This is a genomic window from Paraburkholderia eburnea (genome assembly GCF_002917095.1).
Taxonomy (GTDB): Bacteria; Pseudomonadota; Gammaproteobacteria; order Burkholderiales; family Burkholderiaceae; genus Paraburkholderia; species Paraburkholderia eburnea.
On the sequence record NZ_PQGA01000008.1, the window covers coordinates 1 to 15974 of the forward strand.

Here is a 15974-nt window from a genome sequence, read left to right on the forward strand (position 1 = left end):
GCGATGCTGGGATTGCCTTCGAGCGCTTCGTCGATCAGCTTCGGCAGTTGCGGGTCGCCAAACTGCTGCGCCCAGTCGAGCGTGGGCCACTGGCCACCCTGCGCGGGAATGCTCTGCGAGGTTTCGAACTGTTGCGGCTGGGCGAGGGTCTGGTCGCTTTTGATGCCCGCGTAATTCGCACAGCCAGCCATCAACGCGACCGTTGCGCCAGCAACTAAAACGGCCAACGCGCGAGGCGTCGCACGCGGGCGAAGGATTGAAACGCTAGTCATGTTTTCCTGATGATCCTGATGATGCTGGGGCGTGGTCGATCAATGCGCGGCCGAATCGGCGGCGCCACCCTCTGACTTGCCCGCTCGGGTGATCCAGATAAGCGGAATGATTGCGATGAAAATCACCGCCGAAATCCAGAACACGTCGTTCAGCCCCAGCATCGCCGCCTGGGTATCGACGAGTTGCCCAAACACCGTACGAGACGCCGACGTATCGAGATGCGCCGCTTTCGCAAGAAAGTCGAGAAATTGCGTGAAAGCGGGGTTCCCGGGCGTGGCCTGCTCGGTGAGTCGCGCGTGATGCACGACGGTGCGGTCATACCATTCGTTCGCGCCCAGCGATGTCCCCACCGCTCCGCAGAACACCCGTACGAAGTTCGAAAGGCCCGCCGCTGCCGGAATCCGTTGCGGCGGCTGCCCCGCGAGAATGATCGCAGTGAGCGGCACGAAGAACATCGCCATCGGGATGCCTTGCAGCAGGGTCGGCACGACGAGGTGATACGTGTCGATATCGACGATGTAATTCGAGCGCATCCAGAACACCAGCGCAAAGCCGATAAACGCCAGCGTCGCGATCAGGCGCGCATCCGAACGCGGCAGCACCTTCGCAATCACGGGGGAAAGCAGCACCGTGAAAATCCCGATCGGCGCGATAACGAGGCCGGCATCCACGGCGCGATAGCCCAGATACTCCTGCATCCATTGCGGCAGCAGCACGAGGTTGCCGAAGAACACGCCATAGGCAATCGAAATCGCAATCGTGCCGCCCAGAAAATTGCGCTGGCCAAAGAGCCGCAGATCGACGATTGGATGCTCCTCGGTCAGCTCCCAGATCACGAAGGCCGTGAAGCTGACCGCCGCGGCGATCGTCAGCCCAACGATCACGGGCGAATGGAACCAGTCGAGATCCTTGCCCTTGTCGAGCATGACCTGCAAGGTCCCCACCCAGGCGACGAGCAAGCCCAGCCCGACCAGATCGATTGGCGGCTTGCGCGTAGGCGTTTCGCGCGAACGGTAGATCATCCACGTCGCCACGGCCGCGAAAATACCCACGGGAATGTTGATATAGAAGATCCACGTCCAGCTATAGCTGTCGGTAATCCAGCCGCCGAGCGATGGCCCCGCGATCGGGCCGACGGTGGCGGTCATCGCCCAGAGCGCCAGTGCCGTCGACGACTTCTGCTTCGGCCAGGAGCTGAGCAGGATCGCCTGCGACATCGGAATGAGCGGCCCCGCCGTCAAGCCCTGAAACACGCGCGCCGCCAGCAGCACCGGCAGATTCGGCGCCATGCCGCACAGCCAGGAGGCAATGGTGAACAACACGATCGCGCCGACAAACAGGCGAATCTGGCCGAGCCGCTGCGTGAGCCAGCCGGTCAGCGGAATCGACACGGCGTTGGCCGCGGCGAAGACCGTAATCACCCACGTGCCCTCGTCCACCGACACGCCCAGGCTGCCCGACAAGGTGGGAATGGCGACGTTCGCAATCGACGAATCGAGCACGTTCATGAAAGTCGCGAGCGCGACGGCAAGCGTGCCGAGCGCGAGCTTGCCACCGGTAAGCGGCGGAGCATTGGCCGCGGACGGCAGGCTCATCGTCTACCCCGGAAGAGGATCGTTCGCTGGTCCATAGTCATTTTGCAATCCTGATTAACTTGATGTACGTATTCACGTGACACGGCCCTTGCGCCCGGCCACGGACGGGCGCAAGGGCGGGCCGCATGTACTCGCATAGCGGCGTCCTGCCAATAAGGGGAAGATCAAACCGGATGGAAAGTACCGATCGGTACCGGATAATATAAGCGTATTTCTGCCGAGTCAACCGAAATCAAACCGATCGGTACTGACGCACGTAGCTGCGTGTAAGTCAAGCAAACGCCCCGTCGCGCTGTGTTACGATCCCGCGACACCGTTATTGCAATCCAATAGAAAGACATGGCGACGCTCAAGGAATCCGGCGCACCGGCGCGCCGCGCTCGCGACATCGCTCGTGACGGCGAACCCCACCCCGCCCCAACCCGCGCGGACACCATTCTGAACGCGGCCCGCTCGGTATTTCTGGCGCACGGCTTCAGCGCCGCCACGACGGACATGATCCAGCGTGAGGCGCGTGTGTCCAAGTCCACCGTCTACGCCACGTGGCCGACGAAAGAAGCGCTGTTCGCCGCCGTGATCCAGCGCGAATGCGGCCAGTTCGCGAATTCGCTGCGCCACATGGAGTTCGAGTCCGAGGACATCACGCCCTCGCTCATCAGGCTGGCGCGCGCGTATCTGGGCCTCGTGGTTTCGCCGACGGGGCTCGCGCTCTATCGCGTGATCGTCGCGGAAGCCCCGCGTTTTCCCGAGCTGGGACGCACTTTCTTTGCAGCCGGGCCCGAGGTCGTGGCGAGCATCGTCGGCCAATTTCTCGAACGCGCCGCCGCGCGCGGCCAGATCGACGTACAGGCCGTGGGTTACACGACCGCGGCCAATCTCTTCATCAGCATCGTGCGTGGCGAAGCGCAACTGGAATGCCTCACGCATCCGAACGCTCGCCCCTCGGATGCGCAGATCGACCGCTGGGTGGAAGCGGCCGTGCATACGTTCGTGAACGCTTTCGTCAAACGTCCTGACGCGCCTTGAAGCGGCCGCAAAGCGCGCAGTAGCCCGGCAAGGGCGGCCCGTTCACGTGAAGTCACAGCCCACACGTTTTCGAGATCTGTCACGAAGGCATCTATCAGCATGTCGCGGTCCATCATTACGTTGCTTTCATCGAAAATACGTAGAACGGCGCCCTTCGCGGTGGCGCCGTTTTCGCCGTTATATTCCACCGGGGTATATCTATAGCGAATCATCGCTTTTGTGCATGGACGCGCGGTCAGTAGAATCTGTCGACTCGTTAGACGAGCCCAACATTAATGACCACCCACTCGCGAGTTTCGACCATGAAAGCCATTCGCTCAGTACTGCTCGCCGCCCTCCTGTCGGCGGTTGCCGCCGCGCCCGCATTCGCCGCCGACGAACTCGCGCAGATCAAGTCCTCCGGCGTGTTCCGTGTCGGCACAGAAGGCACTTACGCACCGTTCACCTATCACGACGAGACGGGCAAGCTCACCGGTTTCGACGTCGATATTGCGTCCGCCATCGCGCAACGCCTGGGTGTCAAGCCGCAATTCGTCGAAGGCAAGTGGGACGGCCTGATCGCGGGTCTCGACGTGAACCGCTACGACGCCGTCATCAACGAAGTCTCGATCACGGATGCCCGCAAGGCCAAATACGATTTCTCGACGCCGTATATCGCCACGCACGCAGTCTTGATCGTGCGCTCGGACAACACGACGATTCATTCCTTCGACGACCTGAAAGGCAAGAAATCGGCGAATACGCTGACCAGCAATTTCGGCAAGCTCGCCGCTTCGCACGGCGCCGATGTCGTGCCGGTGCAAGGCTTCAACGAGTCGATCGACCTGCTGACCTCGGGCCGCGTCGACGCCACGGTGAACGACTCGCTCTCGTTCCTCGACTTCCAGAAACACAAGCCCGACGCGAAGCTGAAGATCGCCGCCAGCGACACCAGCACCGCCGACGACCAGTCCGGCGTCCTGATCCGCAAGGGCAGCCCGGCGCTGCGCGAGGCCATCGACAAGGCGCTCGCTGACATCAAGGCCGACGGCACCTATGCGCGCATTTCGCAGAAGTATTTTGGCAAAGACGTTTCCCAATAAGGCGGGTTGAACGATGCCGGCATGGCTGCATCTGATGGGGCAATCGCTTTGGCCCCTGCTCTACGCGGGACTCGTCTTCACCGTCCCGCTCACACTGGCATCGTTCGCGCTCGGCATCGTGCTGGCGTTCTGCGCGGCACTCGTGCGGCTGTTCGGGCCACGCTGGGCCGTGGCGGCCGTGCGTTTCTACATCTGGCTGTTTCGCGGCTCGCCGCTGCTCGTGCAGCTATTCGTCATATTCTACGGACTGCCGAACGTCGGCATCGTGCTCGATCCGCTTACCGCCGCCATCATCGGTTTTTCGCTCAATGTCGGTGCGTATAACGCCGAGGTGATCCGGGGCGTGATCGAATCGATACCGCGCGGGCAATGGGAAGCCGCTTATTCGATGAACATGACGCGCGCGCAAGCCCTGCGCCGCGTCATTCTTCCGCAGGCGACGCGCGTTGCGCTGCCTGCGCTCTCGAACTCGTTTATCTCGCTCGTGAAGGACACGTCGCTTGCGGCGGTGCTCACGGTACCCGAGATTTTTCAGGCCGCGCAGCGCATTGCGGCGGTCACCTACGAGCCGCTGATTCTTTATTCCGAGGCCGCCTTGATCTACCTGGCTTTCAGTTCCGTGCTCTCGCATGCGCAAGGGCGGCTCGAAGCGCGGTTTGGCCGTCATGCATTGTTTTCCGCGGGGCGCTGATGATCCGGCTCGAACATCTCGGCAAGTCGTTCGGCGACCATCGTGTGCTGAACGCCATCGACCTTACGCTCGCGGCCGGCAGCGTAACGGCGTTGATCGGACCTTCCGGCAGCGGCAAAAGCACGCTGCTACGCTGTGTCAATCTGCTGGAAATACCGGACGAAGGCTCGCTGCGCATTGGCGACGCGGGTATCGACTTCGCGCCGGGCCACCGTGTGACACAAGCTGAGATCACCGCCGTGCGTCGCCATACGGGCATGGTGTTTCAGAATTTTCAGCTCTTTGCGCACCTCACCGTCATCGAAAACGTGATGGAGGGGCTGGTCACCGTGCTCAAGTGGGACCGGGCGCGCGCACGAGAACGCGCGGCGGCACTGCTGGACAAGGTTGGCATTGCCCATAAGGCCGATGCATGGCCATCGACACTCTCGGGCGGTCAGCAGCAGCGCGTGGCGATCGCGCGCGCGCTTGCACCCTCGCCTCAGGTGTTGTTGTGCGATGAGCCGACTTCGGCGCTCGACCCCGAACTGTCCGCGGAAGTGGTCGATGTGCTGCGGCAACTGGCGCAGGAAGGCACGACGATGCTGATGGCAACGCACGATCTGCGCCTCGCGGCATCGATTGCGCACGATGCCGTGTTTCTTAAAGATGGCGTGATCGTGGAGGCCGGCCCGTCGAGTGCGTTGTTTTCCCATCCGCGCGATGAGCGTACTGCGCGCTTTGTTTCCACGCTTACGCAGACGATTACGACTCACCAGGCGACTACGCGCAACGAATCGGCGTCCTAATCATCTTCCGCCTCCGCCTCTCCCAGCCCATGCATCGGGTCCTTCTCAAAGATCGCGCCTTGCGGCTCGCCGCAATCCGCGATTGGCGCGAAAGCCAGCGCATGCGCTTGGTCCTCGTTCACGCCAAAGCCCAGCAATAGCGTGAACATCACTTCTTCGGTGTAACCCGCAGGCGCTTCACCCGAAAGCAAAGTCTCGATCCCGTACATGATGGCGCCCAGAGAAATATCGCGCGCCACGCTCACATGGCTGACGCGAAACGTCCCCGCGTCGATCGCCAACTGCAGATCGCGCGTCAGATATTCGTCGAGCAAACGGCCGCGCGATCCGCGCCGCGTCCCCACCCGCGTGATGAACGCGCCCCACAGCGGATAACGCGCCGCCATCGTCATATAAAGCCGCGAGCCCACCACCAGGCGCCGCACGGGATCGGCCTCGGCCAGCACGAGCGGATCGATCATGCCCAGCACCTGATCGCTGCTCTCGCCCGCCACCGCCACCAGCAGTTCACCCGTCGTGCGGAAGTAGTTGTAAAACGTCCCGCGCGCGACCCCGGCAGCAGCGATGAAGTCGTCGATGACCGGCAGGTCCGGCCCCTTCTCGGCGAATACGCCCAGCGCCGTCTCGATCAGACGATTGCGCGTTTTCTCCCGGCGGGCGGCGCCCACGCGGCTCTGATAGTTCTCTTCCGAAGCATCCATTGGCGTCCAGTTCACGGCGGTTTGCAGGCCGATCAGGGGTTGATTGTCTCCCGCCATTCTAGGGTTTGTCCTGAATCGAATCTAGTTGACGATTTTGTCACAACGTCTAGTATACAAAATGACACAATCGTCAATTCAACGGAAATCGGATTCCAACCGAACTCCAATCGACCCCTAGCAACGTCTGGAGACACACATGCGACTGGTAACTTTTGAGCGAAATGGCAAGGCGACACTCGGTATTCGCGAGGCCGATCACATCACGATCATCGGCGAGCAAACGCTGGAGTCGGTACTCGCGCGCGGCGTGGATCTGGTCGAGTACGCCCGCCAGCACGCCACGGACGAACGTGTCGCCATCGCCGACGTCAAGCTGCTTCCCCCGCTTTCGCGCCCGCCCAAGATCATTTGCGTCGGCCTGAATTTTTCCGATCACACGTCCGAGAGCAATTACGCGCAGCCGGATTACCCCACGCTGTTTTTCCGCGTCGCGACGAGCCTGATCGCCCACGACCAGCCGATGATCCGCCCGCGCGTGACGGATTCGGCGGGCCTCGATTACGAGGGCGAAATCGCCGTGGTGATCGGCAAGGGCGGCCGTCATATCGAGCGCAGCGCCGCCCTCTCGCACGTCGCGGGCTATTCGCTCTTCAACGATGGATCGGTGCGTGAATATCAGTTCAAGACGCCGCAATGGACGGTCGGCAAGAACTTCGACGGCACCGGCGCGTTCGGGCCCGATCTCGTCACCGCCGACGAATTGCCGCCGGGCGCAAAAGGCCTGCGCCTCGAAACGCGCCTCAACGGCCAGGTGGTGCAATCGGCGAGCACCGACGAGATGGTCTTCGATGTCGAAAGCCTCATCAGCATCATCAGCGAAGCCATCACGCTCGAAGCTGGTGACGTGATCGTGTCGGGCACGCCTTCGGGCATTGGCTGGGCGCGCGAACCGAAGCTCTTGATGAAGGCCGGCGACGTCTGCGAAGTCAGCGTCGAAAAGATCGGCACGCTGCGCAACGTCATCGCGGACGAATCGGTTAACTAAGTTTTAAAGCGGTTTTAACGTGGTTTCAAAGCCAAACCGCAAACAGGTCAAGAGATAGCCCGCCGTCCGTGCGGGCCACCTCCAGGAGACAGTCATGCCTGAAAGCAACGCGCATCGCGGCCACGCGAGCATTCATTCCATCGATCATTTCGCGCTCAACGTGCCCTCTCTTGACGAGGCCGCGCGCTTCTTCGACAGCTTCGGCTTGCGGGTCGAACGCGAAAGCGGCCCCTCGCCGGAACTCGCGCTGTACGCGGCAGACGGGCATCGCTGGGCGCGCATCCTGGCCTGCGATCACAAGTCGCTCGCGTATCTCGCCTTCAACTGCTACGCGGCCGATCTCGATGCGCTGCGCGCCCAGGTCGCCGCAACCGGCTGTACGGTGCGGGACGATCGCGGCAGCGAAGGTTTCTGGTTTGACGATCCGGACGGCAATCTCGTGCAGGTAAAGGTCGGCCGCAAGACCAGTCCGTCGGTCAAGACGCCGTTCCACCTCGACGGCAGCGCGGCCGATACGCGCGGCTCGCATACGCGCTCGCAGGCGCTGACCGTGCATCCGCGCCGCCTCTCGCACGTGTTGCTTTTCACGCCCGATGTGCTGCGCGCGCTCGGCTTCTATCACGCCGCGCTCGGGCTGCGCCTCTCGGACAAGTCACGCAACCTCATCGCTTTCACGCACGCGCCGCATGGCAGCGACCATCATCTCGTCGCGTTCGCAAAGAGCGAGGCGCGCGGCTGGCATCACGCCGCATGGGACGTAGATAACGTCAACATGGTCGGCGAAGGCGCTTCGCAGATGGCGGCTGCCGGTTATACGAAGGGCTGGGGCACCGGCCGTCACGTGCTCGGCTCGAATTACTTCCACTACATCGAAGATCCGTGGGGCTCGTTCTGCGAGTATTCCGCCGATATCGACTTCGTTTCGGCGGGCTCGCAGTGGCCGGCAGGCGACTACGATCCCGAAGATTCGCTCTATCTCTGGGGACCGGCTGTCCCCGAGAACTTCATCCGCAACACCGAAGCGACCGCATAGCGGCTCGTAGCAAACCCATAAGACACAGTTTCATGGCTACCGGCCCCGCCGGCGGCCAGGGCATCACTCGCTCGTTTGAAGGTGAATAACATGGCTTCCCAGAATATTCTCGATGTCGTTGTCGTCGGTTACGGACCCGTTGGGCAGACACTGTCCATTCTGCTCGGGCAGCGGGGCTATCAGGTCGCGGTCTACGACCGCTGGCCGTCGCTTTATCCGCTGCCGCGCGCGGTCTTTCACGATCACGAAATCCGTCGCGTGTTTCATGCGATGGGAATTGGTCAGGATGTCGAATCAATTTCCCAGCCTTCGGCAACCTATCAATGGTTCAATGCCGACTGGAAAACGCTGGTCGAGATCGACTGGTCTTCGGAGTCAATCAGCGATGGCCCGGTCGGCTATCTGTTCAATCAACCTTCGCTGGAGGCGCTGCTCGACCGCAAGGCAAAGTCGTTGCCGTGCGTCGCCGTTCACCAAGGCTGGGAAGCGATCGAACTGCATGAGCGCGCCGACCATTGCGAACTGAAGCTCGAACGCGTGACGATGCAGGACGGCAAGGTCACACGCAGCGGCGAAACGCAGACGGTCAAGGCGAAATATGTGATTGGCGCGGACGGCGCGAACAGCTTCGTGCGCAAGTCCTGCGGCATGGCGTTCGAGGATCTGGGCTTCCAGGAGGACTGGCTCGTCATCGACCTGAAGCCGCACGAGGGCGTGAAGCTCGACGTGCCCGACATCGGCCAGTGGTGCAATCCCGAGCGCCCGACCACCATGGTGCCGGGCGGCCCTGGTTATCGGCGCTGGGAATTCATGCGTCTGCCGCACGAAACGCGCGAGGACATGCAGCGGCCCGAGAAAGTCTGGGAGTTGCTCTCGCCGTGGGTCGACCCCGAACAGGCAACGCTCGTGCGTTACGCGCTCTACACCTTCCGCTCGCTGATCGCGGACAACTGGCGCAAAGGGCGCGTGCTGATCGCGGGCGACGCGGCGCATCAGATGCCGCCGTTCATGGGCCAGGGCATGTGCTCCGGCCTGCGCGATGCCTGGAACCTCGCGTGGCGCTTCGATCTCGTGCTGCGCGATGTCGCCCCGCCCGCGCTGCTCGACGGCTACACGCCGGAGCGTCGCCCGCAGGTGCGCGCCGTGATCGATGCGTCGATCGCGATGGGTCAGGTCGTCTGCACATCGGACCCGCTCAAGGCTGCAGAGCGCGACGCCGCCTATCTCGCCGGCGACGTGCCGCCGCTGCCGCCCTTCCCCGGACTAACCGACGGCCTCATCGTCCGCACGCAGAATAGTGCCGACGGCGGCATCGCCGGACAATTGAGCGTGCATGGCCAAGTGCAAAATCATGGCCGCACGATGCGCTACGACGAGGCGGTGCCGACGGGCTTCCAGGTGATCGGACTCGACGTCGATCCGCAAGCGTGCCTGAGCGATGCGGCACTCGCCGCGCTCGACCAGCTTGGCGCGTACACGATCGGCGTGACGCACGATGCGTCGAAGGTGGTGGCGAACCGCGTGCTCTACGACGTCAGCGGCAAGTATCAGCAGTTCTTCGCGCAGCACGACGCGAAGATCGTGATCGTACGGCCGGACTACTACGTGTTCGGCGCCGCGCGCAGCGCCGCAGAAGCGAACGATCTGGTGGGCATGCTCATCGCGGAGATCGGCCTCGATCAGGCCAGCGCCGCCAGCAAATCACACGCGAGCGCCGTTGCATAACCGCTGAAACGGGCGGCGCCACGCGCCGCCCGCTGCTTCACGCTGCGGCCACACCGAGGCGCTGATCGCGGGAAAACCCAACGCTCCCACGAAATACGCGGTGACGAACCACGTCAATGCCGCGCGCCGATGCTCGGCGATCGAATCGTTGACGGCCTGCAACGGGACGCTCGGATACGTCAACCCGTAACCCATGCCGGGCAACACCGCCGACACCGCCTGAAATTTTGGTTGCGAGGACAACGAGCGGATAAAGCCCCCTGCCGATAGCGGATCAGCAGGTTCTTGCAGATCGCGCCAGCGAGGCCCGACTCCAGCACATGGAATTTGTCGACGCTGACCACAGCGCGATGCGCGCGCACGTCGACAGGGCCACCGCAAGGATTGAGCAGATCGGGCAGATTCGCGGTGTTCGACATCGATGAAATGGCTGCGGGGCTCGATGGCCGCATCTGCGGTAACCTTGAAAGCGCGCGCAGATTCAGCCACTTGAATCTTGCAATTCTTATACCATCGTTGCGTAATCGGACTGACCCGCCGGCCCCACCCGTCGGCTTCGAAACGCCGGATTTCACGCCCGCTCCCGCATGCCGCTGCCTCCGCCGCCCGCCTTACTCGCACAAACGCTGCGCCGCGTCGAGCGGCGCTATCGCCTGCCGCCGCTTGTCACGCCCGCGTCCCTGACCGATGCCCACAGCCCGGCAACCGTGCTTGCGGTCGCGATCGAAGCGGCCCGCAAGGCCGTCGCCAGCGCTCACGTGCCCGACGCGGCGCTGGAGCGCCTGTTCGTCGACGCGCTCGCGCAGATGATTCGCCACGCGATGCGCGAAGAAGGCGGCGACGCCATGCTGCAGGCCACCGTGCTGCGTCATCGCGAGGCACAGGTCCGCGAATACGCCGAACTCGCCGCAAGCGCCGACCAGGATCGGCGCGCGATACACGCGGCGGTCAACGCGATCGCCCATCCCGCGAAGCTGGAACGTCAGCCGCCAGGCGCGCAACGCGATGCGCTCGCCCACTTGCAGGCCGCTGCGTCATCGGCGTCATGGGCGGATCTCGTGCAGATATTGACCAGGCTGCAGGAAAGCCCTGAAATCGCCGCTTCGCCCGCGCTCGCGCGCGATATCGCGAAGCTCGCCTCCCAGAACGCGCTCGCGCACCTGCTTCGCATCGACGCCCTCGCAGCGGACGAGCGCGTACGCCAGTACCGCGCCTTGCTTGAGCGAAACGGCCCCCGGCCTGGCAGCGCGCAAGCAATCGCGCAAGGCACGCGTTCGCAGCAGCGCGGCGCGGCGGTCGAAATGCTCGCCATGCAGGCGCTCGACGCGCTCGCCCAGCGGCTCAACGATGCGGACCCGGCAGGCCCGCCATACCGCGTCGTGACGTCGATGCGCGTGCCTTCCGCGATTCCCGGCAGCCACGAACGCGCGAAAACCGAGTGGGATGCCGTGCTGCTCGAACGCGTGCAAGGCAATGATGGCGACGACGTCTGGAACGTGCGCCTGCTGGTGGAGGCCAAGGCGTCCGTTGATGCGGCGACGACCGATCTGCCCCGGCTGCTGCGCGGTCTGCGCCTGCTCGCGCACGCCGATGTGGACCGGGTCTATGGATTCGAAACGCAGCAGGGCCACGTGAAGCTCAACGGTGCGTCGCTGCACGCGCTATCGACAGACGACGCCGCGTTGCGCAATGCCGTGCTCTATTGCTGCGATGCGCCCGCCGAAATGCCGCCGCGCCTGTTGGGCGCCGCCAGCCGCATGCAGCTTTTATCGGCCCATCCCAGCGTCGGGTTCGCGAATGCACTGGCTGAGCATCGCGCCGCTAACCCGCACGCGCTCGTGCCGATCTGGCAGGCGTTGCTGGAATCGCCGCATTGGCACTCCGTGCTGCATCAGTACCCAATGCTGGGCCAGGTCCGCGATCTGATGGTGCATACCGACGACCTCATGGCAGCGATTCGATCGCTGCCATAAACGCGTCGCCCGATTTCAATCAGGCTTTATTTATATTGAAGCGCAATCGCTTCGCCGGCCTTCTTCGCCTGCCTGGCCCGGCGATTAGTTACAACCCATCGCCGTGCAATAGTGCGTATAAACCAGGCCATTCCCATCCATACCCGAAATCGTGCGTGTGCCGTTGCCGTAATCGGTCACGCTCTCATTCCATGAGGCGCCGTCCGCTGCCATGCCGCTAACGAATGACGTACTGCCAGCGGTGGTCGGAATCCGGTCTGAAGGGCCGCCTGTCATCGGCGGTTTCTCGTTGATCGGCGTTGTATTGCCGAAGTGCTGCACCGTGTAATTATTGGCGGATGCGTCGATGCAATCTGGAAACGCGAGACTGCCCGAACAACCAGCGGCAGTCCCGAGTGCAGCCGCGTCCGCCGATGACGCGCAAGCCATGGCGGCCACGCAGAGGCTCAGTGCAATGCACTTCAATTATGGCTCCGTCAAAACTGCGGCAGCATGGTTGCGCCGCGGGGTTCGTGAGGTGGTTGATCGCGCGAATAGCGGCGCGCTGCATTGTACCTTGAGCCCCGACCGGCGCACGCGCCGAGTGCACCTGAAATCCGGCACGAAATTCATTCGTCGGAATAAAGCGCTTCCGGTTGAATAAAAACGTTTGCGCATGCTCGAATGGCTAAATAGCGCATCCATAACAGCCTTAACATTGCCCTTAACATTTTCAAAAAATGGCACGCGCGGATATCGATTTCCATACACTGAAAAACAGCTTCAGTGACGAAATGACCACACATGCGGGACTTTTTATCGCAGCCCCCCATTGACCTACGCAAAATACATAAGTCGCTGGTAAGATGGGCGCGAATATCGGATGGCAGCGTGCTGCTCCGGAATAACGGCCCGAATCCAGACCATTCGTGCCGCCGGATCGAACAACATGCGCCATCGGCCATCGGGGAACGGCCATCCGCCCGCATGCACGGACATAAGGCGCACCAGCGAAAAGAGTGCGCCCCTTCGCTGTATGCAATCGATCGCCAGTCGTTCAGGCGCGGGCTTCGTCTTGCTGGCGAAACGCCCTGCCCAATTTGCGACTGCTTCGCGCAGACACACTCCCCATGCACCACCCGAGCCCCGGCCGCTTTCGCGTTGCCGGGCCTGATGAACGCTGTCGAGTCGTTAGCTGCACGAACCAGCCGAAGCTGCCATGTCGACCCAGTCTAGCCACCATCACCGCCTTTTCATGGCGTTGGCCGGCGGCCTCAGCGCGACCCTGAACGCGGGCGCCTTTCTCGCACTGCTGCCGCCACACGTTTCGGGCGTCGAGCTGTTCTATCTGCGCGCGCTCGCTGGACTGCTCGCCGTCACCGCTTTCATCCTGTTCGCGCGCTTTCATCTGCTGTCCAGCGCGCGCGATCTGTGGTGGATGCTTGGGCGCGGCGCGCGGCGCTGGGCGCGCCTTTTCATCGCCGTGGCGTTGCTGACGCTCGTCGCGCGCATGGGCGGCGAGAACGGCCTTGCGCTGCTCGCCAAATGGGCCGTGATTGCGTTGCCGTTGCAGCTCGTCGGTCTCGCGGTACTGCGCGGCGTGGCGCACAGCATCAACAATGCGCCCGGCAATCAGCGCGACGCCGTGTTCTTCGGCATGGGCAGCGAAGCGCGCAAGCTGAATCTGCGTCTGCGCCGCTCGCCGATTCTCGGTGTACGCGTGATTGGCTATTACAACGATGCCCCCGTCATGCCGCGCGCCGGCGAAACGCTGCCGCCCTATCTCGGCCGCTTTGCCGACGCCACGGCCCGCATCCAGGCCAATGATTTCGAAGTCGTGTTCATCGCCGCCGGCCAGCTCGACGGCGAGAGCATGACCAGCGAGATCGTGCAGCATCTTTACGATTCGACGGCTGCCATCTATTTCGTGCCCGAATCGCGCTTCGTCGAAGACCTCGCGACTCACAGCACCGATCTCGCGGGCGTGCCGCTGCTCGCCCTGCACGACATGCCGATCCTCGGCTTGTCGCGCGCGCTCAAGCGCACCGTCGACATCGTCGGTGCGAGTGTGATGCTGGTGTTGCTTTCGCCGATCATGATTACCATCGCGGTCGTGATCCGGCTCGATTCGCCGGGCCCGATCCTGTTCCGCCAACTGCGCTATGGCGAGCGCGGCGAGCCGATCGTCGTGCACAAGTTCCGCTCGATGCGCGTCGTCACGCGCGAAGAAGAAGCCGCCAACAAGGGCACCGTGCGTCAGGCGGTCGCCGGCGACGACCGCATCACGTCGATCGGCAGGTTTCTGCGCCGTAGCTCGCTCGACGAACTGCCGCAGTTCCTCAATGTACTGGGCGGTTCGATGAGTCTCGTCGGCCCGCGCCCACATGCAGCCGAACACAACGAACTCTATCGACGCCTGATTCCAGGCTATATGCTGCGCCATAGCGTGAAGCCCGGCATCACCGGCTGGGCGCAGATCAACGGCCTGCGCGGCATCACCGACACGCCCGACAAGATGCAGCGGCGCGTCGAATACGACCGCTATTACATTACGCACTGGTCGCTGTGGCTCGATCTGCAGATTCTGATGCGCACGATCCCCGAAATCATCGCCGGACGCAACGCCATCTAAAGCCCTCCAATGAAGCCTCAAATGCAAAACGCCGGCACCTGAAAAGGCACCGGCGTTTTTTATCGCGGGGTCTTGCCGCTCGAATTCGTTACATGCGGCGAAGACGCCATTGACGCCAGCAGATGCGGATAAAGCGGCGATCGTCGACCAGATAGCGACGCCACAAACGCGCCGGGTCCTGCATGATGCGCCAGCACCATTCGACGCCCGAACGCTGCATCCAGACCGGCGCGCGCTTTTGCAGACCGGCGGCGAATTCAATCGCCGCGCCCGCGCACAACATCAGGCCGCCCGGCATCGACCCCGCGTGACGCAATGCCCAGCGCTCCTGCTTCGGCATGCCGACACACACGAACACGATATCGGGCGCGGCGGCACGCACGCGCTCCGCGATTGCGTCACCTTCGGCGCCGGTCGGATCGAAGCCCATGGACGGCGCGATCACTTCCATGTCGAGCCCAGGATAATGCGCGGCGATGCCGTCGATCAGCGCCTGCTCGTGACCGGGCTGGCCGCCTACAACGATGACTTTCCAGCCGTTTACGCGCGCGCGCTCGCACAGTCCGGGCAACAGGTCCGCACCCGTCACGCGGCCCGGCAAAGGCATGCCGAACAGACGGCTCGCCCACACGACGGGCATGCCGTCGGCGAACAGAAAATCCGCGGTGCGATAAAGCGTTGTAAGGTCGGGCTGCCGGTCGAGCCGTACAAGGTGATCGACGTTCGGCGTGACCGCCACGCGAGCCCGGCCGTCGCGTTTGAGCGCAGCTTCGCAGAGCACGTCTAGCGCGGTATCAAACGGCACGGCGGCAATATCGAGTCCGAACAACGCAATACTGGGCAGAGAATCCGCCCGTGCGGCCGCCTTTGGCGCCGCCGTCTGATAGAGCGCAGAGCTCATTGTTTTTGTAACCCCGACTTCCCGCCCGGATGCGACTCACCCATGCGCCCGCAATACGGGCGCGCGTGACTCGTCCAACGTGATGTTGTTTGGTCTCCTGGCAATGCCAAGATGCGTATGGTTTTATTCGCAAAAAAATCTGCAATCGAATAGTACCAGCGCATCTCAAAATGCGGGGACGTCGCCGTGCTTTTTCAGCGACAAACTCGAAAAGAAACTATTTGGCACATGGGGTGGAGCATATTTCAATTCTTCGGATGAAATAGAGGCATTGCGATGAGAGGCCGCGTAACAGCGCCCCAGCGCGCGAAAAACGTCGTATTCGCAGTGCAAATCGGCTACCATCGCAGCGATCGCGGGCCACGGAGTTTTTATAGGGTGTCGGCAACTCTCGGACAATTGACAGAATTTAAAGCGCAACAGCAGCAGCGAATGAATTCGGTAATATCTCCCGCTCGCAGGCAAAATACGGTACCCGACGAACTCGCTAACGTTTGCGCGCAATATAATGCGCCGCTTTTTCTTCAACG

14 protein-coding genes and 1 pseudogene are annotated in these 15974 nt (G+C 62.6%); 9 read left to right on the top strand and 6 right to left on the bottom strand.

All coding sequences use genetic code 11. From position 1 onward, the window contains the following. A pseudogene (locus tag B0G62_RS16075) lies at window positions 1-272 on the bottom strand (efflux transporter outer membrane subunit); the annotation flags it as partial. Window positions 273-311: 39 nt separating this feature from the next. Beyond that, a complete protein-coding gene (locus B0G62_RS16080; RefSeq protein ID WP_103705216.1) occupies window positions 312-1868 on the bottom strand; it encodes a DHA2 family efflux MFS transporter permease subunit in 1557 nt (518 codons plus the stop codon). Window positions 1869-2207: 339 nt separating this feature from the next. Here B0G62_RS16080 and B0G62_RS16085 point away from each other — a divergent pair, with 339 nt between their 5' ends. From B0G62_RS16085 to B0G62_RS16100, 4 genes are all read left to right on the top strand, one after another. Next, entirely contained in the window at window positions 2208-2894 is a 687-nt protein-coding gene (locus tag B0G62_RS16085; protein WP_103705217.1) for a TetR/AcrR family transcriptional regulator, read from the top strand. 302 nt (window positions 2895-3196) lie between these two features. Then, window positions 3197-3976 carry an amino acid ABC transporter substrate-binding protein gene (locus tag B0G62_RS16090; protein ID WP_103705218.1) on the top strand — a complete coding sequence of 260 codons (780 nt, stop codon included), beginning with the start codon at window positions 3197-3199 and terminating at the stop codon, window positions 3974-3976. A 13-nt stretch (window positions 3977-3989) separates the two neighbouring features. Then, entirely contained in the window at window positions 3990-4667 is a 678-nt protein-coding gene (locus tag B0G62_RS16095; protein ID WP_103705219.1) for an amino acid ABC transporter permease, read from the top strand. Further along, on the top strand, window positions 4667-5455 hold the full coding sequence (locus tag B0G62_RS16100) for an amino acid ABC transporter ATP-binding protein (protein WP_103705220.1): 789 nt from the start codon (window positions 4667-4669) through the stop codon (window positions 5453-5455). The genes B0G62_RS16095 and B0G62_RS16100 overlap by 1 nt, the downstream gene beginning before the upstream one ends. On the opposite strand, the gene B0G62_RS16105 is transcribed toward B0G62_RS16100, so the two are convergent. Next, window positions 5452-6213: a TetR/AcrR family transcriptional regulator gene (locus B0G62_RS16105; protein WP_244193272.1), complete on the bottom strand. Its 762-nt coding sequence runs from the start codon at window positions 6211-6213 to the stop codon at window positions 5452-5454. The two genes, B0G62_RS16100 and B0G62_RS16105, sit on opposite strands and share 4 nt — an antisense overlap. 139 nt (window positions 6214-6352) lie before the next feature. On the opposite strand from B0G62_RS16105, the gene B0G62_RS16110 reads away from it, so the two are divergent. The 3 genes from B0G62_RS16110 to mhpA all read left to right on the top strand — a co-directional run bounded on the left by B0G62_RS16110 (window position 6353) and on the right by mhpA (window position 9959). Next, window positions 6353-7201 (top strand): fumarylacetoacetate hydrolase family protein, encoded by an 849-nt coding sequence (locus B0G62_RS16110; protein WP_103705221.1) that lies wholly within the window; start codon window positions 6353-6355, stop codon window positions 7199-7201. A 94-nt stretch (window positions 7202-7295) separates the two neighbouring features. After that, on the top strand, window positions 7296-8234 hold the full coding sequence (locus B0G62_RS16115) for a VOC family protein (protein WP_103705222.1): 939 nt from the start codon (window positions 7296-7298) through the stop codon (window positions 8232-8234). A 90-nt stretch (window positions 8235-8324) separates the two neighbouring features. Continuing rightward, on the top strand, window positions 8325-9959 hold the full coding sequence (mhpA, locus tag B0G62_RS16120) for a bifunctional 3-(3-hydroxy-phenyl)propionate/3-hydroxycinnamic acid hydroxylase MhpA (RefSeq protein ID WP_103705223.1): 1635 nt from the start codon (window positions 8325-8327) through the stop codon (window positions 9957-9959). On the opposite strand, the gene B0G62_RS32715 is transcribed toward mhpA, so the two are convergent. Beyond that, the gene (locus tag B0G62_RS32715) at window positions 9936-10448 is read right to left on the bottom strand and encodes a hypothetical protein (RefSeq protein WP_208624233.1); all 513 of its coding nucleotides are present in this window, start codon (window positions 10446-10448) and stop codon (window positions 9936-9938) included. The two genes, mhpA and B0G62_RS32715, sit on opposite strands and share 24 nt — an antisense overlap. 98 nt (window positions 10449-10546) lie before the next feature. Here B0G62_RS32715 and B0G62_RS16130 point away from each other — a divergent pair, with 98 nt between their 5' ends. Further along, window positions 10547-11932: an alpha-crystallin domain-containing protein gene (locus B0G62_RS16130; protein WP_103705224.1), complete on the top strand. Its 1386-nt coding sequence runs from the start codon at window positions 10547-10549 to the stop codon at window positions 11930-11932. Window positions 11933-12016: 84 nt separating this feature from the next. Here the strand turns inward: B0G62_RS16130 and B0G62_RS31310 are convergent, their stop codons facing one another. Beyond that, window positions 12017-12397, bottom strand: a complete 381-nt coding sequence (locus B0G62_RS31310) for a hypothetical protein (RefSeq protein ID WP_143886668.1) — start codon at window positions 12395-12397, stop codon at window positions 12017-12019. A gap of 733 nt (window positions 12398-13130) precedes the next feature. Here B0G62_RS31310 and B0G62_RS16135 point away from each other — a divergent pair. Then, window positions 13131-14543 (top strand): undecaprenyl-phosphate glucose phosphotransferase, encoded by a 1413-nt coding sequence (locus B0G62_RS16135; protein ID WP_227473080.1) that lies wholly within the window; start codon window positions 13131-13133, stop codon window positions 14541-14543. Between the two features lie 88 nt (window positions 14544-14631). Here B0G62_RS16135 and B0G62_RS16140 read toward each other — a convergent pair whose 3' ends face one another. After that, window positions 14632-15444, bottom strand: a complete 813-nt coding sequence (locus B0G62_RS16140; RefSeq protein ID WP_103705225.1) for a WecB/TagA/CpsF family glycosyltransferase — start codon at window positions 15442-15444, stop codon at window positions 14632-14634. Window positions 15445-15974: the final 530 nt, after the last annotated feature.